The 20,014-nt window shown below is 62.0% G+C and carries 20 protein-coding genes and 1 pseudogene; 14 read left to right on the top strand and 7 right to left on the bottom strand.

Annotation, left to right across the window (positions count from 1 at the left end; genetic code table 11):
* The first annotated feature begins 79 nt into the window (after positions 1-79).
* Complete coding sequence (locus AC1D0Z_RS04785; protein ID WP_477657094.1) at positions 80-637, top strand: DUF3617 domain-containing protein; 558 nt, start codon at positions 80-82, stop codon at positions 635-637.
* Between the two features lie 154 nt (positions 638-791).
* Here the strand turns inward: AC1D0Z_RS04785 and AC1D0Z_RS04780 are convergent, their stop codons facing one another.
* On the bottom strand, positions 792-1,499 hold the full coding sequence (locus AC1D0Z_RS04780) for a YggS family pyridoxal phosphate-dependent enzyme (protein ID WP_477657093.1): 708 nt from the start codon (positions 1,497-1,499) through the stop codon (positions 792-794).
* Between the two features lie 48 nt (positions 1,500-1,547).
* Between AC1D0Z_RS04780 and AC1D0Z_RS04775 the strand changes: the two genes are divergently transcribed.
* A complete protein-coding gene (locus tag AC1D0Z_RS04775) occupies positions 1,548-2,591 on the top strand; it encodes a type IV pilus twitching motility protein PilT (RefSeq protein WP_477657092.1) in 1,044 nt (347 codons plus the stop codon).
* Between the two features lie 53 nt (positions 2,592-2,644).
* Complete coding sequence (locus tag AC1D0Z_RS04770) at positions 2,645-3,781, top strand: PilT/PilU family type 4a pilus ATPase (RefSeq protein ID WP_431098781.1); 1,137 nt, start codon at positions 2,645-2,647, stop codon at positions 3,779-3,781.
* On the opposite strand, the gene AC1D0Z_RS04765 is transcribed toward AC1D0Z_RS04770, so the two are convergent.
* A complete protein-coding gene (locus tag AC1D0Z_RS04765; protein WP_477657091.1) occupies positions 3,778-4,725 on the bottom strand; it encodes a LysR family transcriptional regulator in 948 nt (315 codons plus the stop codon). The two genes, AC1D0Z_RS04770 and AC1D0Z_RS04765, sit on opposite strands and share 4 nt — an antisense overlap.
* 118 nt (positions 4,726-4,843) lie before the next feature.
* Between AC1D0Z_RS04765 and AC1D0Z_RS04760 the strand changes: the two genes are divergently transcribed.
* The 3 genes from AC1D0Z_RS04760 (at position 4,844) to AC1D0Z_RS04750 (ending at position 6,748) form a co-directional block, all read left to right on the top strand.
* On the top strand, positions 4,844-5,266 hold the full coding sequence (locus AC1D0Z_RS04760) for a 4-oxalocrotonate tautomerase (protein ID WP_477657090.1): 423 nt from the start codon (positions 4,844-4,846) through the stop codon (positions 5,264-5,266).
* An 82-nt stretch (positions 5,267-5,348) separates the two neighbouring features.
* The gene (locus AC1D0Z_RS04755) at positions 5,349-5,729 is read left to right on the top strand and encodes a tautomerase family protein (RefSeq protein WP_477657089.1); all 381 of its coding nucleotides are present in this window, start codon (positions 5,349-5,351) and stop codon (positions 5,727-5,729) included.
* Positions 5,730-5,845: 116 nt separating this feature from the next.
* Entirely contained in the window at positions 5,846-6,748 is a 903-nt protein-coding gene (locus AC1D0Z_RS04750) for an NAD(P)-dependent oxidoreductase (protein ID WP_477657088.1), read from the top strand.
* Between the two features lie 103 nt (positions 6,749-6,851).
* On the opposite strand, the gene AC1D0Z_RS04745 is transcribed toward AC1D0Z_RS04750, so the two are convergent.
* From AC1D0Z_RS04745 to AC1D0Z_RS04735, 3 genes are all read right to left on the bottom strand, one after another.
* Positions 6,852-7,511, bottom strand: coding sequence for a BON domain-containing protein (locus AC1D0Z_RS04745; RefSeq protein ID WP_477657087.1), 660 nt, complete (start codon positions 7,509-7,511; stop codon positions 6,852-6,854).
* Positions 7,508-8,107: a phosphoheptose isomerase gene (locus AC1D0Z_RS04740; protein WP_431098788.1), complete on the bottom strand. Its 600-nt coding sequence runs from the start codon at positions 8,105-8,107 to the stop codon at positions 7,508-7,510. The genes AC1D0Z_RS04745 and AC1D0Z_RS04740 overlap by 4 nt, the downstream gene beginning before the upstream one ends.
* Positions 8,108-8,205: 98 nt before the next feature.
* Entirely contained in the window at positions 8,206-8,661 is a 456-nt protein-coding gene (locus AC1D0Z_RS04735) for a YraN family protein (protein WP_477657086.1), read from the bottom strand.
* Between the two features lie 50 nt (positions 8,662-8,711).
* Between AC1D0Z_RS04735 and rsmI the strand changes: the two genes are divergently transcribed.
* Both rsmI and AC1D0Z_RS04725 read left to right on the top strand, forming a co-directional pair.
* Positions 8,712-9,560 (top strand): 16S rRNA (cytidine(1402)-2'-O)-methyltransferase, encoded by an 849-nt coding sequence (gene rsmI, locus AC1D0Z_RS04730; RefSeq protein ID WP_477657098.1) that lies wholly within the window; start codon positions 8,712-8,714, stop codon positions 9,558-9,560.
* Positions 9,557-10,775 (top strand): annotated as a pseudogene (locus tag AC1D0Z_RS04725) (multidrug effflux MFS transporter). Before rsmI ends, AC1D0Z_RS04725 begins: the two are co-directional and overlap by 4 nt.
* Before the next feature lie 15 nt (positions 10,776-10,790).
* Here the strand turns inward: AC1D0Z_RS04725 and AC1D0Z_RS04720 are convergent.
* Together AC1D0Z_RS04720 and AC1D0Z_RS04715 are read right to left on the bottom strand one after the other, a co-directional pair.
* Complete coding sequence (locus AC1D0Z_RS04720) at positions 10,791-11,273, bottom strand: hypothetical protein (RefSeq protein WP_477657085.1); 483 nt, start codon at positions 11,271-11,273, stop codon at positions 10,791-10,793.
* Between the two features lie 97 nt (positions 11,274-11,370).
* A complete protein-coding gene (locus AC1D0Z_RS04715; protein WP_477657084.1) occupies positions 11,371-12,411 on the bottom strand; it encodes a 3'-5' exonuclease in 1,041 nt (346 codons plus the stop codon).
* 399 nt (positions 12,412-12,810) lie between these two features.
* Here AC1D0Z_RS04715 and AC1D0Z_RS04710 point away from each other — a divergent pair, with 399 nt between their 5' ends.
* From AC1D0Z_RS04710 to AC1D0Z_RS04685, 6 genes are all read left to right on the top strand, one after another.
* Positions 12,811-13,806 (top strand): chemotaxis protein CheB, encoded by a 996-nt coding sequence (locus tag AC1D0Z_RS04710; RefSeq protein ID WP_477657083.1) that lies wholly within the window; start codon positions 12,811-12,813, stop codon positions 13,804-13,806.
* A gap of 293 nt (positions 13,807-14,099) precedes the next feature.
* Positions 14,100-15,680, top strand: a complete 1,581-nt coding sequence (locus AC1D0Z_RS04705; RefSeq protein WP_477657082.1) for an AAA family ATPase — start codon at positions 14,100-14,102, stop codon at positions 15,678-15,680.
* A gap of 5 nt (positions 15,681-15,685) precedes the next feature.
* Positions 15,686-16,678 (top strand): hypothetical protein, encoded by a 993-nt coding sequence (locus tag AC1D0Z_RS04700; protein ID WP_477657081.1) that lies wholly within the window; start codon positions 15,686-15,688, stop codon positions 16,676-16,678.
* Between the two features lie 29 nt (positions 16,679-16,707).
* Positions 16,708-18,459 carry a VWA domain-containing protein gene (locus AC1D0Z_RS04695; protein ID WP_477657080.1) on the top strand — a complete coding sequence of 584 codons (1,752 nt, stop codon included), beginning with the start codon at positions 16,708-16,710 and terminating at the stop codon, positions 18,457-18,459.
* Positions 18,456-19,418: a radical SAM protein gene (locus AC1D0Z_RS04690; RefSeq protein WP_477657079.1), complete on the top strand. Its 963-nt coding sequence runs from the start codon at positions 18,456-18,458 to the stop codon at positions 19,416-19,418. Before AC1D0Z_RS04695 ends, AC1D0Z_RS04690 begins: the two co-directional genes overlap by 4 nt.
* A gap of 2 nt (positions 19,419-19,420) precedes the next feature.
* A complete protein-coding gene (locus tag AC1D0Z_RS04685) occupies positions 19,421-20,005 on the top strand; it encodes a hypothetical protein (RefSeq protein ID WP_477657078.1) in 585 nt (194 codons plus the stop codon).
* Positions 20,006-20,014 lie beyond the last annotated feature (9 nt).

Below are 20,014 nucleotides of genomic sequence, written 5' to 3'. Positions count from 1 at the left end.
CATCCTGGCAATAATGCGGACTACCCGTCCCTCATCCAATCCATCCACTTCATCCACCCCCATCCTTCACAGGAATGCCATGAAATTCAATCTCTCCTTGCTGGCTGCCTTCACACTGGCGCTGGCCACCGGGGCATCCGCGCAAACCACCAAGCCGGGCTTGTGGGAAGTCACCAACAAAATGCAGTCCAGCTCGGGCGAGATGGAAAAAGCCATGGCCAACATGGAAAAACAGATGGCGAGCATGCCGCCGGAGCAGCGCAAGCAGATGCAGGACATGCTGGCAAAGCAGGGAATGTCCATGGGTACGGCCCCCGGCGGCGGCATGAGCATGAAGATGTGTATCACCAAGGAGATGGCTGAGCGCAACGAACTGCCGCAGCAGCAGCAAGGCAACTGCAAGACCACCCAGTCGCCGCGCAGCGGCAACACCATGAAGCTCTCCTACGTATGCACCCAGCCGCCCTCCACCGGTGAAGGCGTGATGACCTTCAACGGCGACAGCGCCTACACCATGAAGATGAACACCACCACCACGGTCAAAGGCAAGCCTGAACAGATGACCATGGACGCTTCAGGCAAGTGGCTGTCGGCAGACTGCGGCAGCATCAAACCGATCACTCCACCGAAGAAGTAGTCTGATCAGAAGATCGCATGGGATGCTGTCCCTAGCAGCGAATCCACAGGGCATGTCTTCACCAGCAGGGGCCGCGGAACCGGCTTCGCCGGGCCGCAGGCGCAGCGGCCCCCTCGGGGGGCAGGGAGCTACACGAAGTGAGCGACCGTGGGGGCTATCTCCCACCGAAAATAGCGGTGCCTACACGCACCATCGTGCTGCCCGAATGGATGGCGGCTTCCAGATCGGCCGTCATGCCCATCGACAAGGTGTCCATGGGCGCGGGCAGAACACCTGACGAATTTATCTGGTCAAAAACGGCTTTTGCCCGCGCGTGGACTGCGCAAGCAGCTACAAAATTAATAGCAGGCTCGGGGATGGACATCAGGCCGCGCAGCGTCAGGCGCGGCAGCTGCGCCACCTCCCGCGCCAGTGCCTGGACGTCTTCAGGCGCCACCCCCGACTTGTTGGCGCCGCCATCGACATTGATCTGCAGGCAAACCTGCAGCGGAGGCAATTCGGGGGGTCGCTGCTCGCTCAGCCGCTGGGCGATTTTCAGGCGGTCGACGGACTGCACCCAGTCAAAATGTTCGGCCACAAGCCGGGTCTTGTTGCTCTGGACCGGGCCGATACAGTGCCACTCAAGCACAGCGCCCGCTGCGGCCTGGCGATCGCGCAACGCAAGGATTTTCTCCACACCTTCCGTGATGTAGTTTTCGCCAAAGGCACGCTGGCCGTCGGACGCGGCGTCCATCACGGCGTCCGCACCGAAGGTTTTGGAGACCGCCAGCAACCGCACCGTGGCCGGGTTCCGGTTGGCAGCAAAACAGGCCGTGGTTATCCGGTCACGGACAAGCTGGAGATTGCGCACAATCGTGGTCATAATCGAACTGTAAACTTAGTTTCAAAACCATTTTCAGAGGGTCACGGGATGGATATCACGCAGCTGCTGGCTTTTAGCGTCAAGAACAAGGCGTCTGACTTGCATTTGTCGGCAGGCTTGCCCCCCATGATCCGGGTTCACGGCGATGTGCGGCGCATCAACATCGACCCGCTGGACCACAAGCAGGTGCATTCCATGGTGTACGACATCATGAACGACACCCAGCGCAAAACGTATGAAGAATTCCTGGAAGTCGACTTTTCCTTCGAAATCGACGGGCTGGCCCGCTTCCGGGTCAATGCCTTCAACCAGAACCGCGGCGCCGGCGCCGTGCTGCGGACCATTCCCTCCAAAATCCTGACGCTGGAGCAGCTCAACGCGCCCAAGATTTTCGGTGAGCTGGCCATGAAGCCGCGCGGCATGGTGCTGGTCACCGGCCCTACCGGCTCGGGCAAGTCGACCACGCTGGCCGCCATGGTCAACTTCCTGAACGAAAACGAATACGGCCACATCCTCACGGTGGAAGACCCGATCGAATTCGTGCACGAGTCCAAGAAATGCCTGATCAACCAGCGCGAGGTCGGCCCGCACACCCTGAGCTTTAACGCCGCGCTGAAATCCGCGCTTCGCGAAGATCCGGACGCCATCCTGGTGGGCGAAATGCGTGACCTGGAAACCATCCGGCTGGCCATGTCTGCCGCTGAAACGGGCCACCTGGTTTTCGGCACGTTGCATACTTCCAGCGCCGCCAAAACGATCGACCGGATCATTGACGTGTTCCCGGCCGAAGAAAAGGAAATGATCCGTTCCATGCTGTCCGAGTCATTGCAGGCCGTCATTTCGCAAACGCTGTGCAAAACCAAGGACGGCACAGGCCGCGTGGCCGCGCACGAGATCATGCTGGGCACCAGCGCCATCCGCAACCTGATCCGCGAAGCCAAGGTCGCGCAGATGTACTCTTCCATCCAGACCGGCAACAGCGTAGGCATGCAGACGCTGGACCAGAACCTGACCGATCTGGTCAAACGCAATGTGATTTCCGCTGCCGAGGCTCGCGGCAAAGCCAAAATTCCAGAGAATTTCCCCGGCTAATCCGCTCCGCCGTCTTTTCGTTGACCCAAGAATCTGTTTGAAAGGAGTCGCAAATGGAACGCGACCAGGCCAGTAAATTCATCAATGATCTGCTGAAACTCATGGTCAGCCGCAACGGCAGTGACCTGTTCATCACAGGCGACTTTCCGCCAGCCATGAAAGTGGACGGCAAGGTGACCAAAGTGTCGCCCCAACCGCTGAACGCCGGTCACACGCTCGCCCTTGCCCGTTCCATCATGAACGACAAGCAGGCGGCCGAGTTCGAGCGCACCAAGGAATGCAATTTCGCGATTTCGCCGCCCGGCGTGGGGCGCTTTCGCGTCAACGCTTTTATCCAGCAAGGCAAAGTCGGCATGGTGATGCGGACCATTCCGGCCGTGCTGCCCACCATTGACGGACTGGGTGTGCCGCAGGTGCTGAAAGAGGTGGTGATGAGCAAACGCGGCCTGACCATCCTGGTCGGCGCCACGGGTTCGGGCAAGTCGACCACGCTGGCGGCCATGGTCGACTGGCGCAACGAGCAATCCTTCGGCCACATCATCACGATTGAAGATCCGGTGGAGTTTGTCCATGCGCACAAGAATTGCGTGATCACGCAGCGTGAAGTGGGCCTGGACACCGACAGCTGGGAAGCGGCCCTGAAAAACACGCTGCGCCAGGCGCCCGACGTTATTTTGATGGGCGAGATCCGCGACCGCGAAACCATGGAGCACGCCATCGCGTTTGCCGAAACCGGTCACCTGTGCCTGGCCACCCTGCACGCCAACAGCGCCAACCAGGCCCTGGACCGCGTGATCAACTTCTTCCCTGAAGAGCGCCGTACCCAGTTGCTGATGGACTTGTCGCTCAACCTCAAGGCCATGATTTCACAGCGGCTCGTTCCCAAGCAGGACGGCAAGGGCCGTTTCGCCGCAGTCGAAGTCATGCTCAACTCACCACTGATCTCCGACCTGATCTTCAAGGGCGAAGTCTCCGAAATCAAGGAGATCATGAAGAAGAGCCGCAACCTGGGCATGCAAACATTCGACCAGGCGCTGTATGACGCGTTCGAGAGCCACTTCATCACCTATGAAGACGCGCTGCGCAATGCCGACTCGGTGAACGACCTGCGCCTGCAGATCAAGCTCAATTCCCAACGCGCCAAGTCCGTCGACCTGGCGGCGGGTACCGAAAACTTCGCTATCGTCTAACCCGCTGAATTGCCGAGGTTGTTCCGGCCAAAGGCTGAGTTGGAAGGGCTAAAGGCCGCGAAGCAGACCTGAAGGTAATCGATAGTGGCCCGGATTTTCGGGGCCCTATGGCGCTCAGCCAGAATCACCGCATCAATAGAATAAACATCGCTCACCGTGTGCCGGGCCAGCACCGGCTTTAGCCGGCCTTGCGCCACCAGTTCGCGACCAATAACATCGTTGATCCGGGCAATGCCGGCTCCCCCCAAGGCAAGTGAAACCACCGCAGCGCTGCTATTGACGCGCAACTGCCCCTGCACCGCGAGTGGGGTGACGACCGCGTTTTCTTCGAAGGTCCATTGATTGTGGGTAATCGAAGTGGAATTTGATATCAGGCTGTGCAATTGAAGATCTGCCGGCACACGCGGAACACCATGCTTCTTGAGATACAGGGGTGAAGCGTACAGAGCACGCCCATGGCTTCCCAGATTACGGGCAATGGCCGTCTGCGCAGGTGCAACACCCGCCCTCACGACGATATCCATCGCCTCATCGGCCATGCTGACAAGGCGATCATCCAGATGCAGGTCCAGCTTCAGTTCCGGGTGCAAGGCCCGCAGCTTGGCCAGCCGGGGAATCAGTACATATTCAGCAAGAATCTGGCTGATGCTCAAGCGCACCGTACCCACCACTGAGCGGCTTCGGCTGGCGAAGCTGTTTTGCAATTGCCTGTGTTCGGCAAGGATGCGCTGGGCATATTCAAGGAAGACCTCACCTTCGTCAGTGAGAGAGAGGCTGTGAGTGGTCCGGTGCATCAACCGAAGGCCGCATTGAGCCTCCATGCGCGCGAGCGAACGCGACATATGGCTGGCCGCGACGTTGCGCTCCCTCGCTACTGTCGAGAGCGACTGGGCAGATGCAAGCTGCGCAAACAGTGAGAAGTCATCAAGGCTGAGGTTTTTCATGCTTGTGCAGATTTGACACAAGCATTATGCATTCGGGGGGATTTCCAGCCGGCTTCATCTTGGGCACAGTTCACTTCGCACGGACATGTTGCACCGTCGCTCACCAAAGGATTTTTTGATGCCCATCTCCATTCAGCTATCGCAGGGACTTTTAACGCAGGCCGGCGAGCGTGAGGTTTTCTCCAGAGTCGCGGACGCCTTGCTACAGGTACACGGCCTCAGCGGAAACGCCTTCATGACCCCCGCAGTCATCGGACATGTCGACATTTACCCTGAAGAGCACAGTTATGCCGGCGGCAAACCCCAGTCGCTCGCGGTCATAGAGATCAAGGTCCCTTCTGTCACCTTCCCTGATCAGTCGGTGAAAGACAACTTCGTCAAGGCGGCAACAGACATCATTGACGAGCTCAAGGCGGGAAAACACCCGAGAGAGCGCACCTTCGTCAACGTGACCTATGCGGTGGAGGGGGCCTGGGGAATTGCCGGCAAAGCCTATACCAACGCCGATCTGGGAATGGCCATTGGAGCTGCCGCAGGCTAGGCAGGCGCGGGAGCTGACCACTGCCCCTACATTCACCTCGTCACCCGCACGGCGCACCAACCGATTAACCAAAGGAAACTGCATGCCTCTCGTACGAATTGACCTTCCTGACACTACCCCGGACGAAGAGCTTTCGGCCGTGTCGGGCCTTGTGCACCAAGCCCTGGTAGACACATTCAATGTGCCAGGGCCGGATCGCTTCCAGACGCTCGCGCGCCATCCACCGCGTCAGCTCATTTGCTCCGAAGAATTCCTGGGGGTCACGCACTCCGCTCACGTAGTTTTTATTCAAATATTCTGCGCCCCCGGCCGATCGCAGGACATGAAGAAGGCGCTTTTCGCGGAAATCGTAAAACAGATCTCGTCGAATTGCAGCTTTAGTGCGGCCGACGTCATCATCAACCTGGTTGAAACGTCGCGTGAGAACTGGTCTTTTGGAAACGGCATGATGCAATTGAGCTGATAAATTGGGACAGACCTAGATGGGCGAACAGGGAGGTTCACTGGGCAAAGCGCGCAATCAAGCCATAATCATTGCTGATAAACCCCCTTGCCCGACGGGCCTCAAGAGATTTAACCGTGTCATCAATTCACCCCAAAACCTACGAAACTTCAGATTCACGTGCCGTCGCCTTCCTGGGCCTGGGCGTCATGGGCTATCCCATGGCCGGTCACCTGGCGCTGGCGGGTCACGACGTCACGGTCTACAACCGCAGCGCCGCCAAGGCTGCGTCCTGGACGAGCGAGTTCAAGGGCCGCGCGGCCGCCACACCGCGCGAGGCGGCTGCAGGCGCAGACATCATTTTCTGTTGCGTGGGCAACGATACCGATCTGCGCAGCGTGGTATTGGGTAACGATGGCGCRCTGGCCGGCATGAAACCGGGCGCCATTTTTGTCGACCACACCACGGCTTCAGCCGACGTGGCGCGCGAGCTCTGCGCGGCGGCCTCAAAGGTCGGCCTGCACTTCATAGATGCGCCCGTCTCAGGCGGCCAGGCAGGTGCGCAGAATGGCGCGCTGACCGTGATGTGCGGCGGAGACAAGGAGGCGTTCGACGCCGTCAAACCCGCCGGTATGGCCTTTTCCAAGGCCTTTACGCTGATGGGTGCCAGCGGCGCGGGCCAGCTCACCAAGATGGTCAACCAGATTTGCATCGCCGGGCTGGTGCAAGGGCTGAGCGAAGCGGTCGCCTTCGGCCAAAAAGCCGGCCTTGATGTGAACCAGGTGCTGGACGTGATTGGCAAGGGCGCGGCGCAAAGCTGGCAGCTCGACAACCGCGGCAAGACCATGGTGGCTGACAAATTTGACTTCGGGTTTGCCGTGGACTGGATGCGCAAGGACTTGGGCCTGGTGCTGGATGAGGCCAAGCGCAATGGGGCACGCCTGCCCGTCACCGCCCTGGTGGACCAGTTTTATGCGGACGTGCAGGCCATGGGCGGCCAGCGTTGGGATACGTCGAGCCTGATCAAGCGCCTGAAGTAAGCGCCAGAAAAGCTTAAGGGCTGCGGGCGGCCCGGTGCGCAGGATGCGCAGTTGAGCGGCCCTTTGAACCTGGGCCTTGTGAACCCAGGCCCTCTCTCGGGTCTTAGCTGCCTGCTGGCTTGGCGCCTGCAGGGGGAGGTGCATCAGATTTTGGCAGCATGCGCGCCAGCTCTTCCTCGCTGATGATCTCAAAGATGCGGATCACCTTCTGCACGCCTGGTGTGGACCGGACGACGTCGGTGGCGCGATCCGCCTCGCGCTGCGTAACGCGCCCCATCAGGTAGGTGGTACCACGCTCGGTAACCACCTTGAAAGCATTTGACGACAGGTCACGGGCATCCACCAGCATCGCCTTGACACGGCCGGTGACCAGCGTGTCTGACGAACGCTGAGTCAAGGTGGAATTTCCCATGACGGCCAGTTCATTGACCACCGAATTCACGTTCTCCACACGCGCAACGATCTGCTCGACCAGTTGCTTGTCCTGGGGACTGGGGACTTCACCCGTCAGCAGAACCTGCCGGTTGTAGCTGGTCAGGTTGACATGGGCGCGATCACCCACATTGCTGCGAATCCGGCTGAGCGCCCGCAACTCAATGCCCTCATCCTCCAGTTGTGCCCCCGACGTGCGGCGGTCGGTCGCAACAAACGCACCGCCGGCCATGCCGCCCACGACCAGTGGAAAGCAGGCTGTCAAGGCGCTGCCAAGCAATACCGACGTGCCGATGGCCAGTGTGAGTCGTTTCAACGGGGCAAATTTCATACAGAGGTCTCCTGATCGCCAAGTAACTGGGTGTCCACGCCGTCGCAAATGCAATGGAGGACAAGAAGGTGCACTTCCTGGATACGCGCGGTCCGCTCATGCGGCACGCAGATATGCACATCGGTTTCACGCAGGGCATGCGTCATCTTGCCGCCGCCGCGTCCCGTCAGCGCCACCACGGTCATTTCGCGCTCATGGGCCGCCTCAATGGCGGCCAGCACGTTGGCTGAATTGCCGCTGGTGCTGATGGCCAGCAACACGTCGCCGGCACCGCCCAGGGCACGCACCTGCTTCGAGAAAATAACCGTGAAGTCGTAGTCGTTCGCAATGGCCGTAAGGATGGAGCTGTCGGTCGTCAACGCGATCGCACCCAGCTCGGGCCGCTCACGCTCATAACGGCCTACAAACTCGGCTGCGAAATGCTGGGCATCCGCTGCCGAACCGCCGTTGCCGCAGGCCAGAACCTTGCCACCGCTGGTAACACTGGCCAGGATGGCCTGCACTGCGGCTGCGATGGGTTTGGACAGTACCTGAGCCGCCTGGTATTTCAGGTCGGCGCTGTCAATAAACTGCTGTTCGATACGTTGTTCAAGCATGAGCCAATGATAGCGGGTCAGGCTGCACCGCCTGTCCCGGAGGGGTTTGCCAGGCTGGGCAATGAATGGTTACAAATTCAGCCATCCAGTCCGGAGCCTCAGGACGCGTCGAAGGCCCCCTTCAGCCATTCCATCGCCGGAGCCGCGCCGTTGTTCTGCGGACCGTCGACCAGGACCACGTCGAAGCGGCAAGGCGGCGGACTGCCAAAGCGCATGAGATAGTGCCTGGCGGCAAAGATGATGCGCTTTTGCTTGACGGCGCTGATGCTGGCGCCGGCACCGCCATGGGAAGCGCTGGCGCGTTGGCGCACCTCTACAAACACCAGCGTACCGTCGGGCGCGCGCATGACAAGGTCAATCTCGCCGCCACCGCGGCCCGGCGTTCGATAATTGGTCTCGATCAGTACCAGCCCGGCCCCGGCCAGATAGGCGCGCGCGGCAGCTTCTGCGGCATCACCCCTTGACTTGGTGGTAACCTGCCCCGGCGAGGCCCCGGCCTGAGGGGGCGCCGCATCTGGCACCGCCCTGGCAACCTGCTTTCTGGAAAACCACATTGAACGCTTCCTTCGACCTGGCACTGGATGCGGCACGCGCCGCAGCAGGCATGCAGCATTATCCGGAAAGTGCGCTGTATGTTGTGGCAACCCCTATCGGAAACCTGGCCGACATCAGCTTGCGCGCCCTGCAAGTGCTGCAGCTGGTAGATGCCATCGCCTGCGAAGACAAACGGCATTCGCAACCGCTGCTGCGGCAATACGGCATCGACAAGCCCCTGCTGGCCGTGCACGAGCATAACGAAGCGGAGGCCGCAGGCCTGGTGATTGAACGGCTGCAGCGCGGTGAACGCGTGGCTTACATCAGCGATGCCGGCACGCCGGCAGTGAGCGACCCCGGCGCTCGCCTGGTTGCCGCCGTCCGCGCAGCCGGACTCGCCATCATGCCCTTGCCCGGTGCCAGCAGTGTGACGGCGGTGCTCAGCGTAGCCGGGCTGGGCAACCCCGGTGGCGACACCGGGTTCGTGTTTGCCGGCTTCCTGCCAAGCAAGGCCGGCGAACGCGACCAGGCCATCCAGAAGCTGCAGGCCGATACACGTGCCATCGTGATCCTGGAAGCGCCCCACCGCATCGAAGCGCTGGCGAAAGCGCTGGCTGTACTGCAGGATCGCCAGGTCACAGTAGGCCGTGAACTGACCAAACAATTCGAGGAAATTGCCACCGTGCCTGCACGGGATTTTTCCGGCTGGCTGGCTGCCGGTGCGCAGCGGACGCGTGGTGAGTTTGCGCTGGTACTGCATCCTTGCGCCGCCGCGGACAGCCCTGAGGACGGCACGCGGGTTCTGCAGTTATTGCTGGAAGAACTGCCGCTCAAGACAGCGGTAAAGGTTGCGGCAGAAATCACCGGTGTGGGGCGCAATGAGCTCTATGACACCGCCCTCAGGCTGAAAAAAGAATGAACCCCAACGCCGGCGAGCTCTGGCACGCTCCGCGCTGGACGCTTGCGGCCCTGCTGGCCGTGCTCGGCATGCTCGGGCCGTTTTCCATCGACACCTACATTCCCGCCTTTTCCGGCATGGCAAGGTCGCTGGGCGCCTCACCGGTGGAAATGCAGCAGACGCTATCCGCCTATCTGTTCGGCTTCGCTTTCATGAACCTGTTTCACGGCGCGCTGGCCGATAGTTTCGGCCGCCGGCCAGTGGTGCTGTGGGGAATTGCACTGTTCACCCTGGCATCGGCGGGATGCGCGCTGTCGCAAAGCATTGGACAACTGGTTTTTTTCCGGGCCGTGCAGGGCTTGTCGACCGGTGCAGGGATTGTGGTGTCGCGCGCCGTCATACGCGACATGTACCCGCCGGCGCAGGCCCAGCAGGTGATGAGCCAGGTCACGATCTATTTCGGCGTGGCGCCTGCGCTGGCGCCGATTGTCGGCGGCTGGTTGTTTGTGCACCTGGGCTGGCACAGCATCTTCTGGTTTTTGACAGCGGTGGGCGACCAACTTTCGTTTTTTGCCCGAGMCGCTTCCACCGCTGGAACGCCAGCCGTTTGAAGTCAGGCACCTGATGCGTGGTTACTGGCAGCTGGGCTCCAGCCCCCGCTTTTTATTGCTGGCGCTGGCCAGTGGCGTTCCGTTCAACGGCATGTTTTTGTACGTGCTGTCAGCGCCCGCCTTTCTGGGGGAGCACCTGGCACTGCAGCCTACCGAGTTTTTCTGGTTTTTCCTCCTGACGATCTCCGGCATCATGTCCGGCGCATGGCTGAGTGGCCGCCTGGCAGGGAAAATCGCTCCCAAGCAGCAGATACGGCACGGCTTTGTCATCATGCTGGTCATTTCGCTGCTTAACCTGGCTGCCAACATGCTGTTCACCCCGCATGCGTCGTGGTCCCTCTTTCCCATTGCGGTGTTTGCATTCGGGTGGGCGCTGATGGTGCCGGTGGTCACATTGCTGGTGCTGGACCTTTACCCTGAGCGGCGCGGGATGGCGTCTTCGCTTCAAGCCTTCGTGGGATCCACCGCCAACGGCATTGTTGCCGGTGTCATTGCTCCGCTGGCAATGCATTCAACACGGGCGCTGGCCGCAGTCTCGCTTGGAATGATGTGTATCGGGTTGCTTGCCTGGGTGTATCTGCATCACCGCTGGCCGGATATCGGGCGCTCCGCAACGGCCGACTAATGCGCAGCGCGCCGGTCAACGATCATTGACCCGCATGGGAAACTCCATGCCCTGCCCAACGCGCTGCACGACGTTGTTGCCGTCCAGGTAAGCCCAGAAAAACATCGGTTGGTCGCTGTCCCGCCAGCGGTAAGTCATGATGTCGCCCGACCAGGACGCCACACGATCAATCGTCGCCGGCCGGCCAAATTGGCGCTCAACGTCCGCACGGGTCCACTTGCCCGGCTGAACTCTTGAGAACTCCGCCGGCGTCAAAACCTGGCGGACGCTGACCACCTTGCCTGCGGCATCCAGATCCACCATTGTGGCGAACTGGCCAAGCGGCTGGCCCGAATACTGGAGCCGGGTTCCTGTATCCAGCGGCACCACCCGCGACGGCGTTCCCCGAAGCGCAATGACTTCCTCGCGGGTCATGCCGGGCTTGACCGCAGTCAATGCACAGCCAGTCAAAAACAACGCCGCGGCAACCAGACTTGAAACCGCTTTAAATGCCTTCATGACGAACTCCTGCCAGATATGAAATGACGCATGAGGCTGCGACTCCAGCGCGGCTGAAATGTTCCCGCTGCGGATGCCGCGCCGTCCCGCACGAACGTCAAACTTGCGCCCAACCCAGGACGCCCTCACGGGTTGAATAGCGGCTTTTTGCGTCATGCCGCTCCCACTGGAGCCGCGCGGGCCGTCCGGCATAGACGGCCTGGCTGAGCCAGTCGCACTCTGTCTGCAGGGCGGCGTCACCGCCCAGGCGTGTATGCCAGACCTTGCTTTGGCCATCCCACCGGTAGCCGCGCGTTTTAAGCGCGTCCTTCGCGCCGAAAGGAGCGCCGGTGGCTTGCAGGCGATAGCTCGGCATGCCTGCACCCGAAAGCAGATGCGCCAACCCGTTGGTCTGCAGACCCGGCAGTTCGGCCGTCAATACCTTCAGCAAGGCATGGCAGTCCATCTCAGCGCGATGCGCATCGTAAAACCAGCCCAGCGATGAAGCCAGATAGCTGAGCTTGGCAGAGCTGTGGCCCGCGGCCGTCCAGTCGACGTCGGCAAAGGAGCAGGCCCAATTCAATCCCTGTGCTTTCGATAGCAGGCCTTCCACAAAAGGGCGGTCAAAGCCGGCGTTGTGTGCAATCACAAGGTCGACGCCTTCAAGCAGGCTGTCTATCTGCGCCATGTCCAGCGCCTGGCCAGCCAGCATCGCGTCGGTGATGCCCGTGATTTCGCGTGCAATTTTCGGCATCGGCATGCCCGGGTCCCGTAACCCGTCATAGACCCGCATAGGGCCCACTGGCAGCCCGGTCTGGCAATCGACCTGCACGCGCAGCAGCGCAAGTTCGACGATCTGGTCACGCGAGGCATCGAGGCCGGTGGTCTCGGTGTCAAGAATGACAACGGTGGCAACCGGCCCTGGCGCTTCGGGAAATTGTGTGACCGGCACCAATCGCCTGAGCACGCGGTAGTCGGGGTGCCGCTCGAGCTCACGCGCCATGGCCTCCGGACCTCCAACAGACGGGGTTAGGGTGTTAGCGGTGGGGAGGGAAACCGGCAAGATTGCTTTGGCCTTGCGACGCCCGGCGATGTGCGGCTGCGCCGCCGCTGCGAGCGCGTCCTCATCAAAACCGAAGCCCAGTTGTCCGCCTGTCATAAACGGCGCTTCCGGCGGCCTGGCTCACACAGGGTGATACCGTCTTGCATGATGACTCCTGGGTCTGGCGACTTTTGAAACCGGTTGAAAGTGAGTGCTTTGCGCATGCAGCGATCTTCGCAGATAGCAACCCAAGGCCCGCGCCACGGACGGCCGGCAGCTACCGGCACATTCTTCGAAGAGCCGGCGTAAGCGTCATCCGACAGCATTACGCGCCGTACACACACACAAGCCCCCACTCGTGGAGGAGTAGCTTTCACATTGATCGACGCCAACCTTGCCCCGGGCCCATTGCGTCGCCAATAACAAGTCCCGCTCACCAAGCCTGCCATGCTTTCCCTTCGCCCTTATCTTCCGACGGTGGACCGAAGCCCGGTTTCTGTTTTTCCGGTGGACTGAATGGTCCAGCGCGACACCATTGTGATTGGCGCATCCGGTGGTGGTGTGAGCGCCTTGTCCCGTATGTGCAGGGAGTTGCCAGCCGGGTTGCAGGCAGCGGTATTCGTGGTGTTGCATATCGGCGCACGCACCAGCAACCTGCCCGGTATCCTGAGTTCCAGCGGCGCCCTGCCGGCATCTCATGCGGTAGATGGCGAAATACCGCAGCCAGGCAGGATTTACGTCGCCCCGCCGGACCGCCATATGCTGCTGGACAACGACCGGATATGTCTGACACGCGGCCCCAAGGAAAACCACACCAGACCCGCTATTGACCCCCTGTTCAGATCTGCAGCCCTGAGCCGGGGCCGGCGCGTAATGGGCATTGTGCTGAGCGGCTACCTGGACGACGGCACGGCGGGTTTGCGAGCCATCAAACAATGCGGCGGGATCGCGATGGCGCAAGACCCGAGCGATGCCGAAGCGAAAAGCATGCCCCTGACGGCACTTCGCAACGTGGAAATCGACCATTGCGCAAGCGTTGAATTGCTTGCGCGCCAGCTGGGAGCCCTCGCTGGCCGGCCTGTCGGCCAGGACGCTTCGCCAGCCCCTGCAGAACTTTTGATCGAACACCGCACCAGCACGGGAGAAGGCAGCATGGCTGAACAACTCAAGAAAATCGGAAAACCTTCCGCCATGGTTTGCCCCGAGTGCAAAGGGGTGCTGTGGGAGCTTGACGACAAGGCGCCGCCCCGCTTTCGCTGCCACACCGGGCATGCCTACACGCTTAAAAACCTGGCTCATGAGCAAACCAGCACCACCGAAGCTGCGCTATGGAATTCGGTGCGCGCGCTGCAGGACCTGGAGCAGGTGATGCGCAAACTTTCCAGTGACAGCCGGCGAAGCGGCGACGAAGCCCTGGCAAAGGCAGCCGACGCGGAAGCCAACAGGGCCATGGACCAGGCCAGGCGGATTGAGCGCCTGGTCGAGGAAGGTGGATTCAATTTTCCGGAATAGCCAACAAACGAAAGCTGCCAACGCCCTCATGGCAAATGAGGAATTCGCTCCTCTGTCGCGAAATTCTATAGGCCAATGGGTTCATCGGAACCAGCGCTGAAACAGCGGGCGTGCCCGCGCACCGCAAGTGTCGCGCGAAGCATAACTGTGCCGCTTTTTGAAGCATAAGCGTGCCGCCTCCGGAAAGTCTATGGGGGCTTGGGACATACCGTTTTGCGGCGCCCTCTTTGGGCAATATCCAAATATCTCAGCAAAGCGACATTCCTGGACAAAGATCGTTCAGAATGCGATCCATGTCCGCATTTGACCTTTTTAAACGCGTCTCGCGCGCTCCCACAAACCCTGGCGTTGCCGCTCGGCCGCGCCAGTTCGATGTAGCCGATCTTTATCAGGGGCCCATCGCCGCCGCCGCAGGCGCACTGGAGCAGGAAGTTGCGCTAGATGAGAAGCTGCGACAGGCCTACTTCTGGATCGTCAACCACGCCATCATCAGCCCTCACTACGACATCGAATACAACGACGGCCCCGCGCAAACCTATGCCGTCGGCGATAGTCGGCGAACACTTTCGCTTCCGTCCGCACAGAGCTACTCCAGCTTCATCCTGCTGCCGCTGCTGACGTTTGCCACACGCAAGAAGTGTCTCTTCGTCGGTGGGCCGGGCCGTGGCAAGACCGCCAGCGCCATTCTGATGGGCGTGATCGCGGGTTACCCGGTGCGCGAAGTGCGCCGGGCCATGCAGCATGGGCACCCGCAGATGACCATCGCCGACCTGCTCGGCAACCCGCTTCCGGCCGACCTCGTCAGCGCACAAAGCATGGACAGCATCCGCATTGCGTGGCGGTCGTGGCTTGGAATGCGTGTCAAGATCGTGGATGAGTACAACCGCATCCCCACGCGCACGCAAAGCGCCTTGCTCACCGTGATGGGCGACAACTATGCCGAAGTGCTCAACCACATATTCGAGTGCCCGGAGTCGGCCTGGTACCTGACGGCCAACGACGACCAGGGTGGGGGCACCTACCAGGTGATCGAAGCGCTGCGCGACCGCATCGACGTGATCGTGCAGGCGTTCGCCTTCAATCCGCGATTCCTCGACCAGTTGCTGCTGAGGATCGAGGAGAACGTGCGGCCCGAGGAATTGGTGCCTCCGGAGATTGTTTTCACCGAAAAAGAGGTCGATCGCGCCGGCGAAGAGATTCGGGCAATTCTCGTTCCTGACGAGGTCAGGCGCAGGCTCGAGTTCTTCTGCAGCCAGTTCGAGCTTCTGGAAACTGCCGGTGTCCAGTTCGAGTACATGACGAAGGACACGGCCCGCCTGTCGGGCCTGGACTGGGCCCAGATCGTGGCCGCGGACAACGGCCGCGACCGGCTCAAGGACCTGGGGTGCCAGACGCGCAACGGCGTCTCCGTGCGCAACCTCATGACCTTGCTGGTCTATGGCAAGGCCCTCGCGTATTTCCGTGGCAACCAGAGCGTGGAATTGGACGACCTCCGCCAGGTCCTTCCCTTTGTCCTGCACGACAAGCTGCAGCCGGACCTGGAGGCGCCATTTTTCAACGCACCCGGGAATGCCGGATACCGCACTGATCGTCTCAGCTGGCTACGCCGGCTGTTCGATCTGTCGTGCGAGGAATTCAACCGGCTCGACCTGGACCGGACTGACCCGGTGGGAAAGCTGTCCAAGGAGTTCGCGCGCGGATTGGACGGGGTCACGGAGCGGGAAACGCGCACGCGGCTGGTGGCCATCGAGCGACTGGTCGGTGAGCTCACCAAAGGCAAGAAGCTCTACGGCCCCCAGCACGACGATCTGCAGAACTTGAAGTACCTGCATCAGCGCTACACCAACTACCTGCACTGGCTGCGAACGCAATAGCAACCATGGCAGTCTCTGCTTCCCTTGGACGAGTTTTCGCGGCGGATCGCTCCCGGTTCAATGCGCGCGCGGCAGAAGCCCGGCGTCGAACCCCTGGTTTCAAGGATGACGATTTTGCGGCGTTTCTCCAGACCGGCGTGGATGCGGTCGTTGTCGCAGTGGAGCAAGCGGTGCCCGCGCGGACGTCGACCGTGGTGCTGGCGGCCTACGACATCGCGCTCGCCCTTTGCGCGCAGGGCCTGGCGGGCCCGGGCTCCCGCTGCGTTCTGGTCAACCGGGTCTGGAGCGAACTGTTTCCGCTGCTGGCCCCCCTGGTCGCCGAATCGCCCGTGGCGGTGTTGGGCGCGTTGAGCAATGCGGCGGTCTACCTTGCCCGCACCCCCGGGGTACGCGCGGGGGAATGGATGGAGCGCATGCGTTCGCTCGGGCCGCGTGCGGGCTCGCCCGAAGAGCTGCGAAACCTCAGCACCCTGCTCGCCTGGCGTTGCGGCGCGGCGCACTTCCGGGGCGGCGCCTTGGCCGCCGCCGATGCCCTGCCCGAAGCGCTGGCCCTCGCGGCAGTGGACGCATCCGTCGAAACCGGATGGAACACGGTCCGCGACCAGTTTCATCGCAATTGGTGGTGGTCTCCCGGGCCTGACCCGAAGCAATCGTGGCGTGTCGGCGCATTCATCGGATTTGGCGGTACCTTCAGCGAGCCGCCGCAGTTGCGCGCAGCGCCGCAGGGGTTCTGGGTGAAGAGCGGCATGCGGTTCAGCCTGCTGGTGGCCGACGCTTGGGGTGCGTTGCTGCTGCCGGCCACGGCGCAGGAGTTCGATGCCGATCCAGCCCGCGGCAACGCGTCATCCGTGGTCTTGAAAGGAAGCCAGCTGATCTTCGCTAGCCGCACGGTGAATCTTGATTTGCCTTCCGAGGGGTTGGCGGTCGTCTGCAACGAGGACACGGCTGCTGTTACCTCACTGTACTCGCACGCGATCAGCGTGTACCCGCTGCAATGATGCAAGCTCCCGTCCAGGAATCCACGACCTTGCTGCAACGCTGGCAGGACGCATGGCCGCAGGCGCTGGAAGTGTGGAGCAAGTACACACGGCTAAGCCACCCGCACCTTTGCGCCAGCCGTGTGGAGGCAGAAGAACAAGGCTTGACCGGCAGTTTCGCCATGATCCGTCTTTTGGATCAGCGGGTCGTGGTCGATCTGGCCGCCGTCGAGGAATTGGGGCTGGGCGACCATGCGGTGGAAATCCTGGCGCACGAGATCGGGCATCACGTCCTGGTGCCGGGGAGCGTGACGGAGCAGTTCAGGCTGCTGGCGAGAATCCGCAAAGCCCTGCCTACGCTGGAGCAGCAGGCGCCTATGGTCGCGAACCTGTACGCAGACCTGATCATCAACGACCGCCTGCAGCGGCAGTCCGGATTGCGACTGGCTGACGTGTATCGCGCGCTGGCCGCAAGGGCCGATGCCAAGATGCCACCCGGCGAGGTGTGGAATCTGTACCTGCGGATCTACGAGAACCTCTGGAAACTGGAGGTTGGCAGCCTGGGCGGCCAGCGGGGGGACGAGCGCAGTGAAGGCGATGCCTGGCTCGGCGCGCGCCTCGTGCGGGTGTATGCGAGCGACTGGCTCGCCGGGGCCGGCCGTTTCGCCACGCTGCTGCTTCACTACCTGGTGGAAGACGCCAAGAAGCAGGCGAGCGACCCAATCCGGCATTTGCTCGATATGACCGGCGCCGCAGCTGGATCGGAGCCATTCGGCGGCGCGGAGATCGAGGCGGATGAGGCCGAGGGCGCCATCCATCCCGCCGCGGATCCCCGTATCACTGGCCAGGACGAGGAGCAAGACGGAACTATCGCCGAACCGGACGGGGCCGTGCAACCATCCCGCGGCCAGGCACGCGAGCCTTTCGAGTACGGCGAGATCCTGCGCGGCGCTGGCATCCAGCTGGACGACCACGAGATCGCTGTGCGGTACTACCGCGAGCGCGCGTTGCCGTTCCTGGTTCCTTTTCCCCAGCGAACCGTGCCCGATCGGCCCGAGCCCCAACTGGAAGGGCTGGAACCCTGGGACACGGGCGACCCACTCGACGAGATCGATTGGCTGCAAACCGTCATGCAATCGCCCCGCGTCATTCCAGGTTTGACCACGGTGCGGCGGCAGTATGGCCAGGAGCAGGGCCACACCCAAGAGCGCAGGCCGGTTGACCTGGACCTGTATGTGGACAGCTCCGGGTCGATGCCCAATCCCCAGCGCCAGATGTCCTATCTCAGCCTCGCCGGGGCCGTGATCGCGCTGTCCGCGCTACGTGCCGGTTCGCTCGTACAGGTGACGCTCTGGAGCGGCAAAAACCAATACATGCACACCGGCGGATTCATCCGCGAAGAAGCGAAGATCCTGCATGTGCTCACCGGCTTCTACGGCGGAGCGACAGCCTTTCCCATCCACCGGCTGCGGGAAACCCATTGCGGGCCGGCGAAGCGCGAGCGGCCTGCGCACATCCTGATGATCTCCGACGACGGCATCACCACCATGTTCGATCGTGACGAACGCGGCAACGATGGCTGGGAGATCTCCGCAAAGGCGCTTGCCGCCGCCGGCGCGGGTGGGACGATGGCGCTCAACATCAGCCCCAATTGGGACAGCACGCAAACGAGCTGGAATGCCTCCAGCTACACGGCGCTGCAGCGCGCCCGGCGGGAGCAAGGCTGGGAGATCTTCGCCATCTCACAGCTGGAAGACCTGATGGACTTCGCGCGCGCTTTCAGCAGCAGGCACTACGCATGATCGTCGTCTGGCGGGTCACCCAGCGCTGCAACCTCACGTGCGCGTTCTGCGCCTGGGACAAGTCGGTTCCGGGTGAGCGCATCGAACTGTCGGGTGAGCGGGCCGTACGCTTCGGCAAGCTGCTGGCGGGCTATCAGTCGGAGACGGGCGACCGCGTGCTCCTGAGCTGGCTGGGCGGCGAGCCGACCTTGTGGCCGCCGCTCTACGAACTAGCGGGCCAGTTCAAGCGCTTGGGTTTGGCCCAGAGCACCACCACCAACGGCACCACACTGGCTTCGCCTCGGGTGCAGGCGCTGGTGTTGGAGAATTTTTCCGAGCTGACAGTGAGCGTGGACGGATTCCAGGACTTCCACGACCACATTCGCGGATGGCCCGGGGGTTTCCAGAAAATCCGTGCCGCCACCATGCAGCTCGCGGCCAAAAGGGCAAGCAGCTCGGCGCTCAAGCTTCGCGTGAACGTGGTGCTGATGCGCCGCAACCTCGCCAGCTTTCCGGACCTGTGCCTGGCCCTCGCGGGCTGGGGCGTCGACGAGATCACATTCAATGCGCTGGGCGGACGGGACCGGCCCGAGTTCTACCCTTCGAACTCGCTTCGCCCACAAGACACGGCCGTGCTGGCAAGGTTTCTTCCGCAATTGCGCTCCGATCTCGATGCGAAGGGCGTGCGGCTGTGCGGCGGCGCCGAGTACGTTGCGCGAATCTCGGCCACGGCGAATGGCGAGCGGCTGGCCGGCGCGAATTGCCGGCCGGCGAAGAGCTACTTGTTCGTGAACGAGTCCGGCAAAGCGGCGCCCTGCGACTTCACGGTCGGGGACTATGGCATCGAGGTCGACGAGCTCCGGACGGTGGAGGATCTGCGGGATCTTCCCGCTCGTTTCGTGGCCCGTCGGCACAGCGCCCCGGTCGCGGCCTGCCAGGATTGCCCTTCCACGCAGGTCTTCTCCAAATTCACGGCGTAGCCATGCACCAACCCGGCCCTGAACTCGAAACCCTGTTGCGTCGCCTGGCGGACACGCCGCAGGAGTTCCTCGATGAACCGCGTATCGGTGCAGCCGGGCAAGTCTTCGTGCCCGCGGTCATCAACGACTTGCTGGCGCGCATCTCCAGCCGGGCTGCGCTGCCTCAACTGGAACGCTTTCGAGGCAAGGATCTTGCAGCCGACCGGAACCGGCTGATGGTTGCCCTCCTTATCGCCTGGCTGCTGGCAGACGAATGGTTTGAAGGCAAAGGGCTGGCGCAAGCCGACCTGCTGCGGGTCCTCCATGAGACAGCCGCAGAACTCGCTGCCGGCGCAGGGGCGCAGAAATTCGTCATCGATTCGGAGCGGCGGGAAGAGCTCGCCCGCCTGACCTTGGCGCGGCTGGGCTTGCGCCCGGCTGGTGAAACAGCAGAACAGGCCACCGACCGCCTTTCGGCGATCAGTGCTGCCGAGCGCCGGCGGCTGCTCGAGGCAAGCCATTCCGCCGAGGCGCGGGCTCGCGCGATCCGGGAGGCCCTGGTGCGCAAACAAGCCGAGGCTTCCGCCGACAAGTGGACGCGAGAGTGATGGCTATCC

The organism is Polaromonas sp. P1_E3 (genome assembly GCF_056405935.1).
Note: the sequence above shows the minus strand (reverse complement) of the source record. Positions and strands in the feature narration are given on the sequence as shown.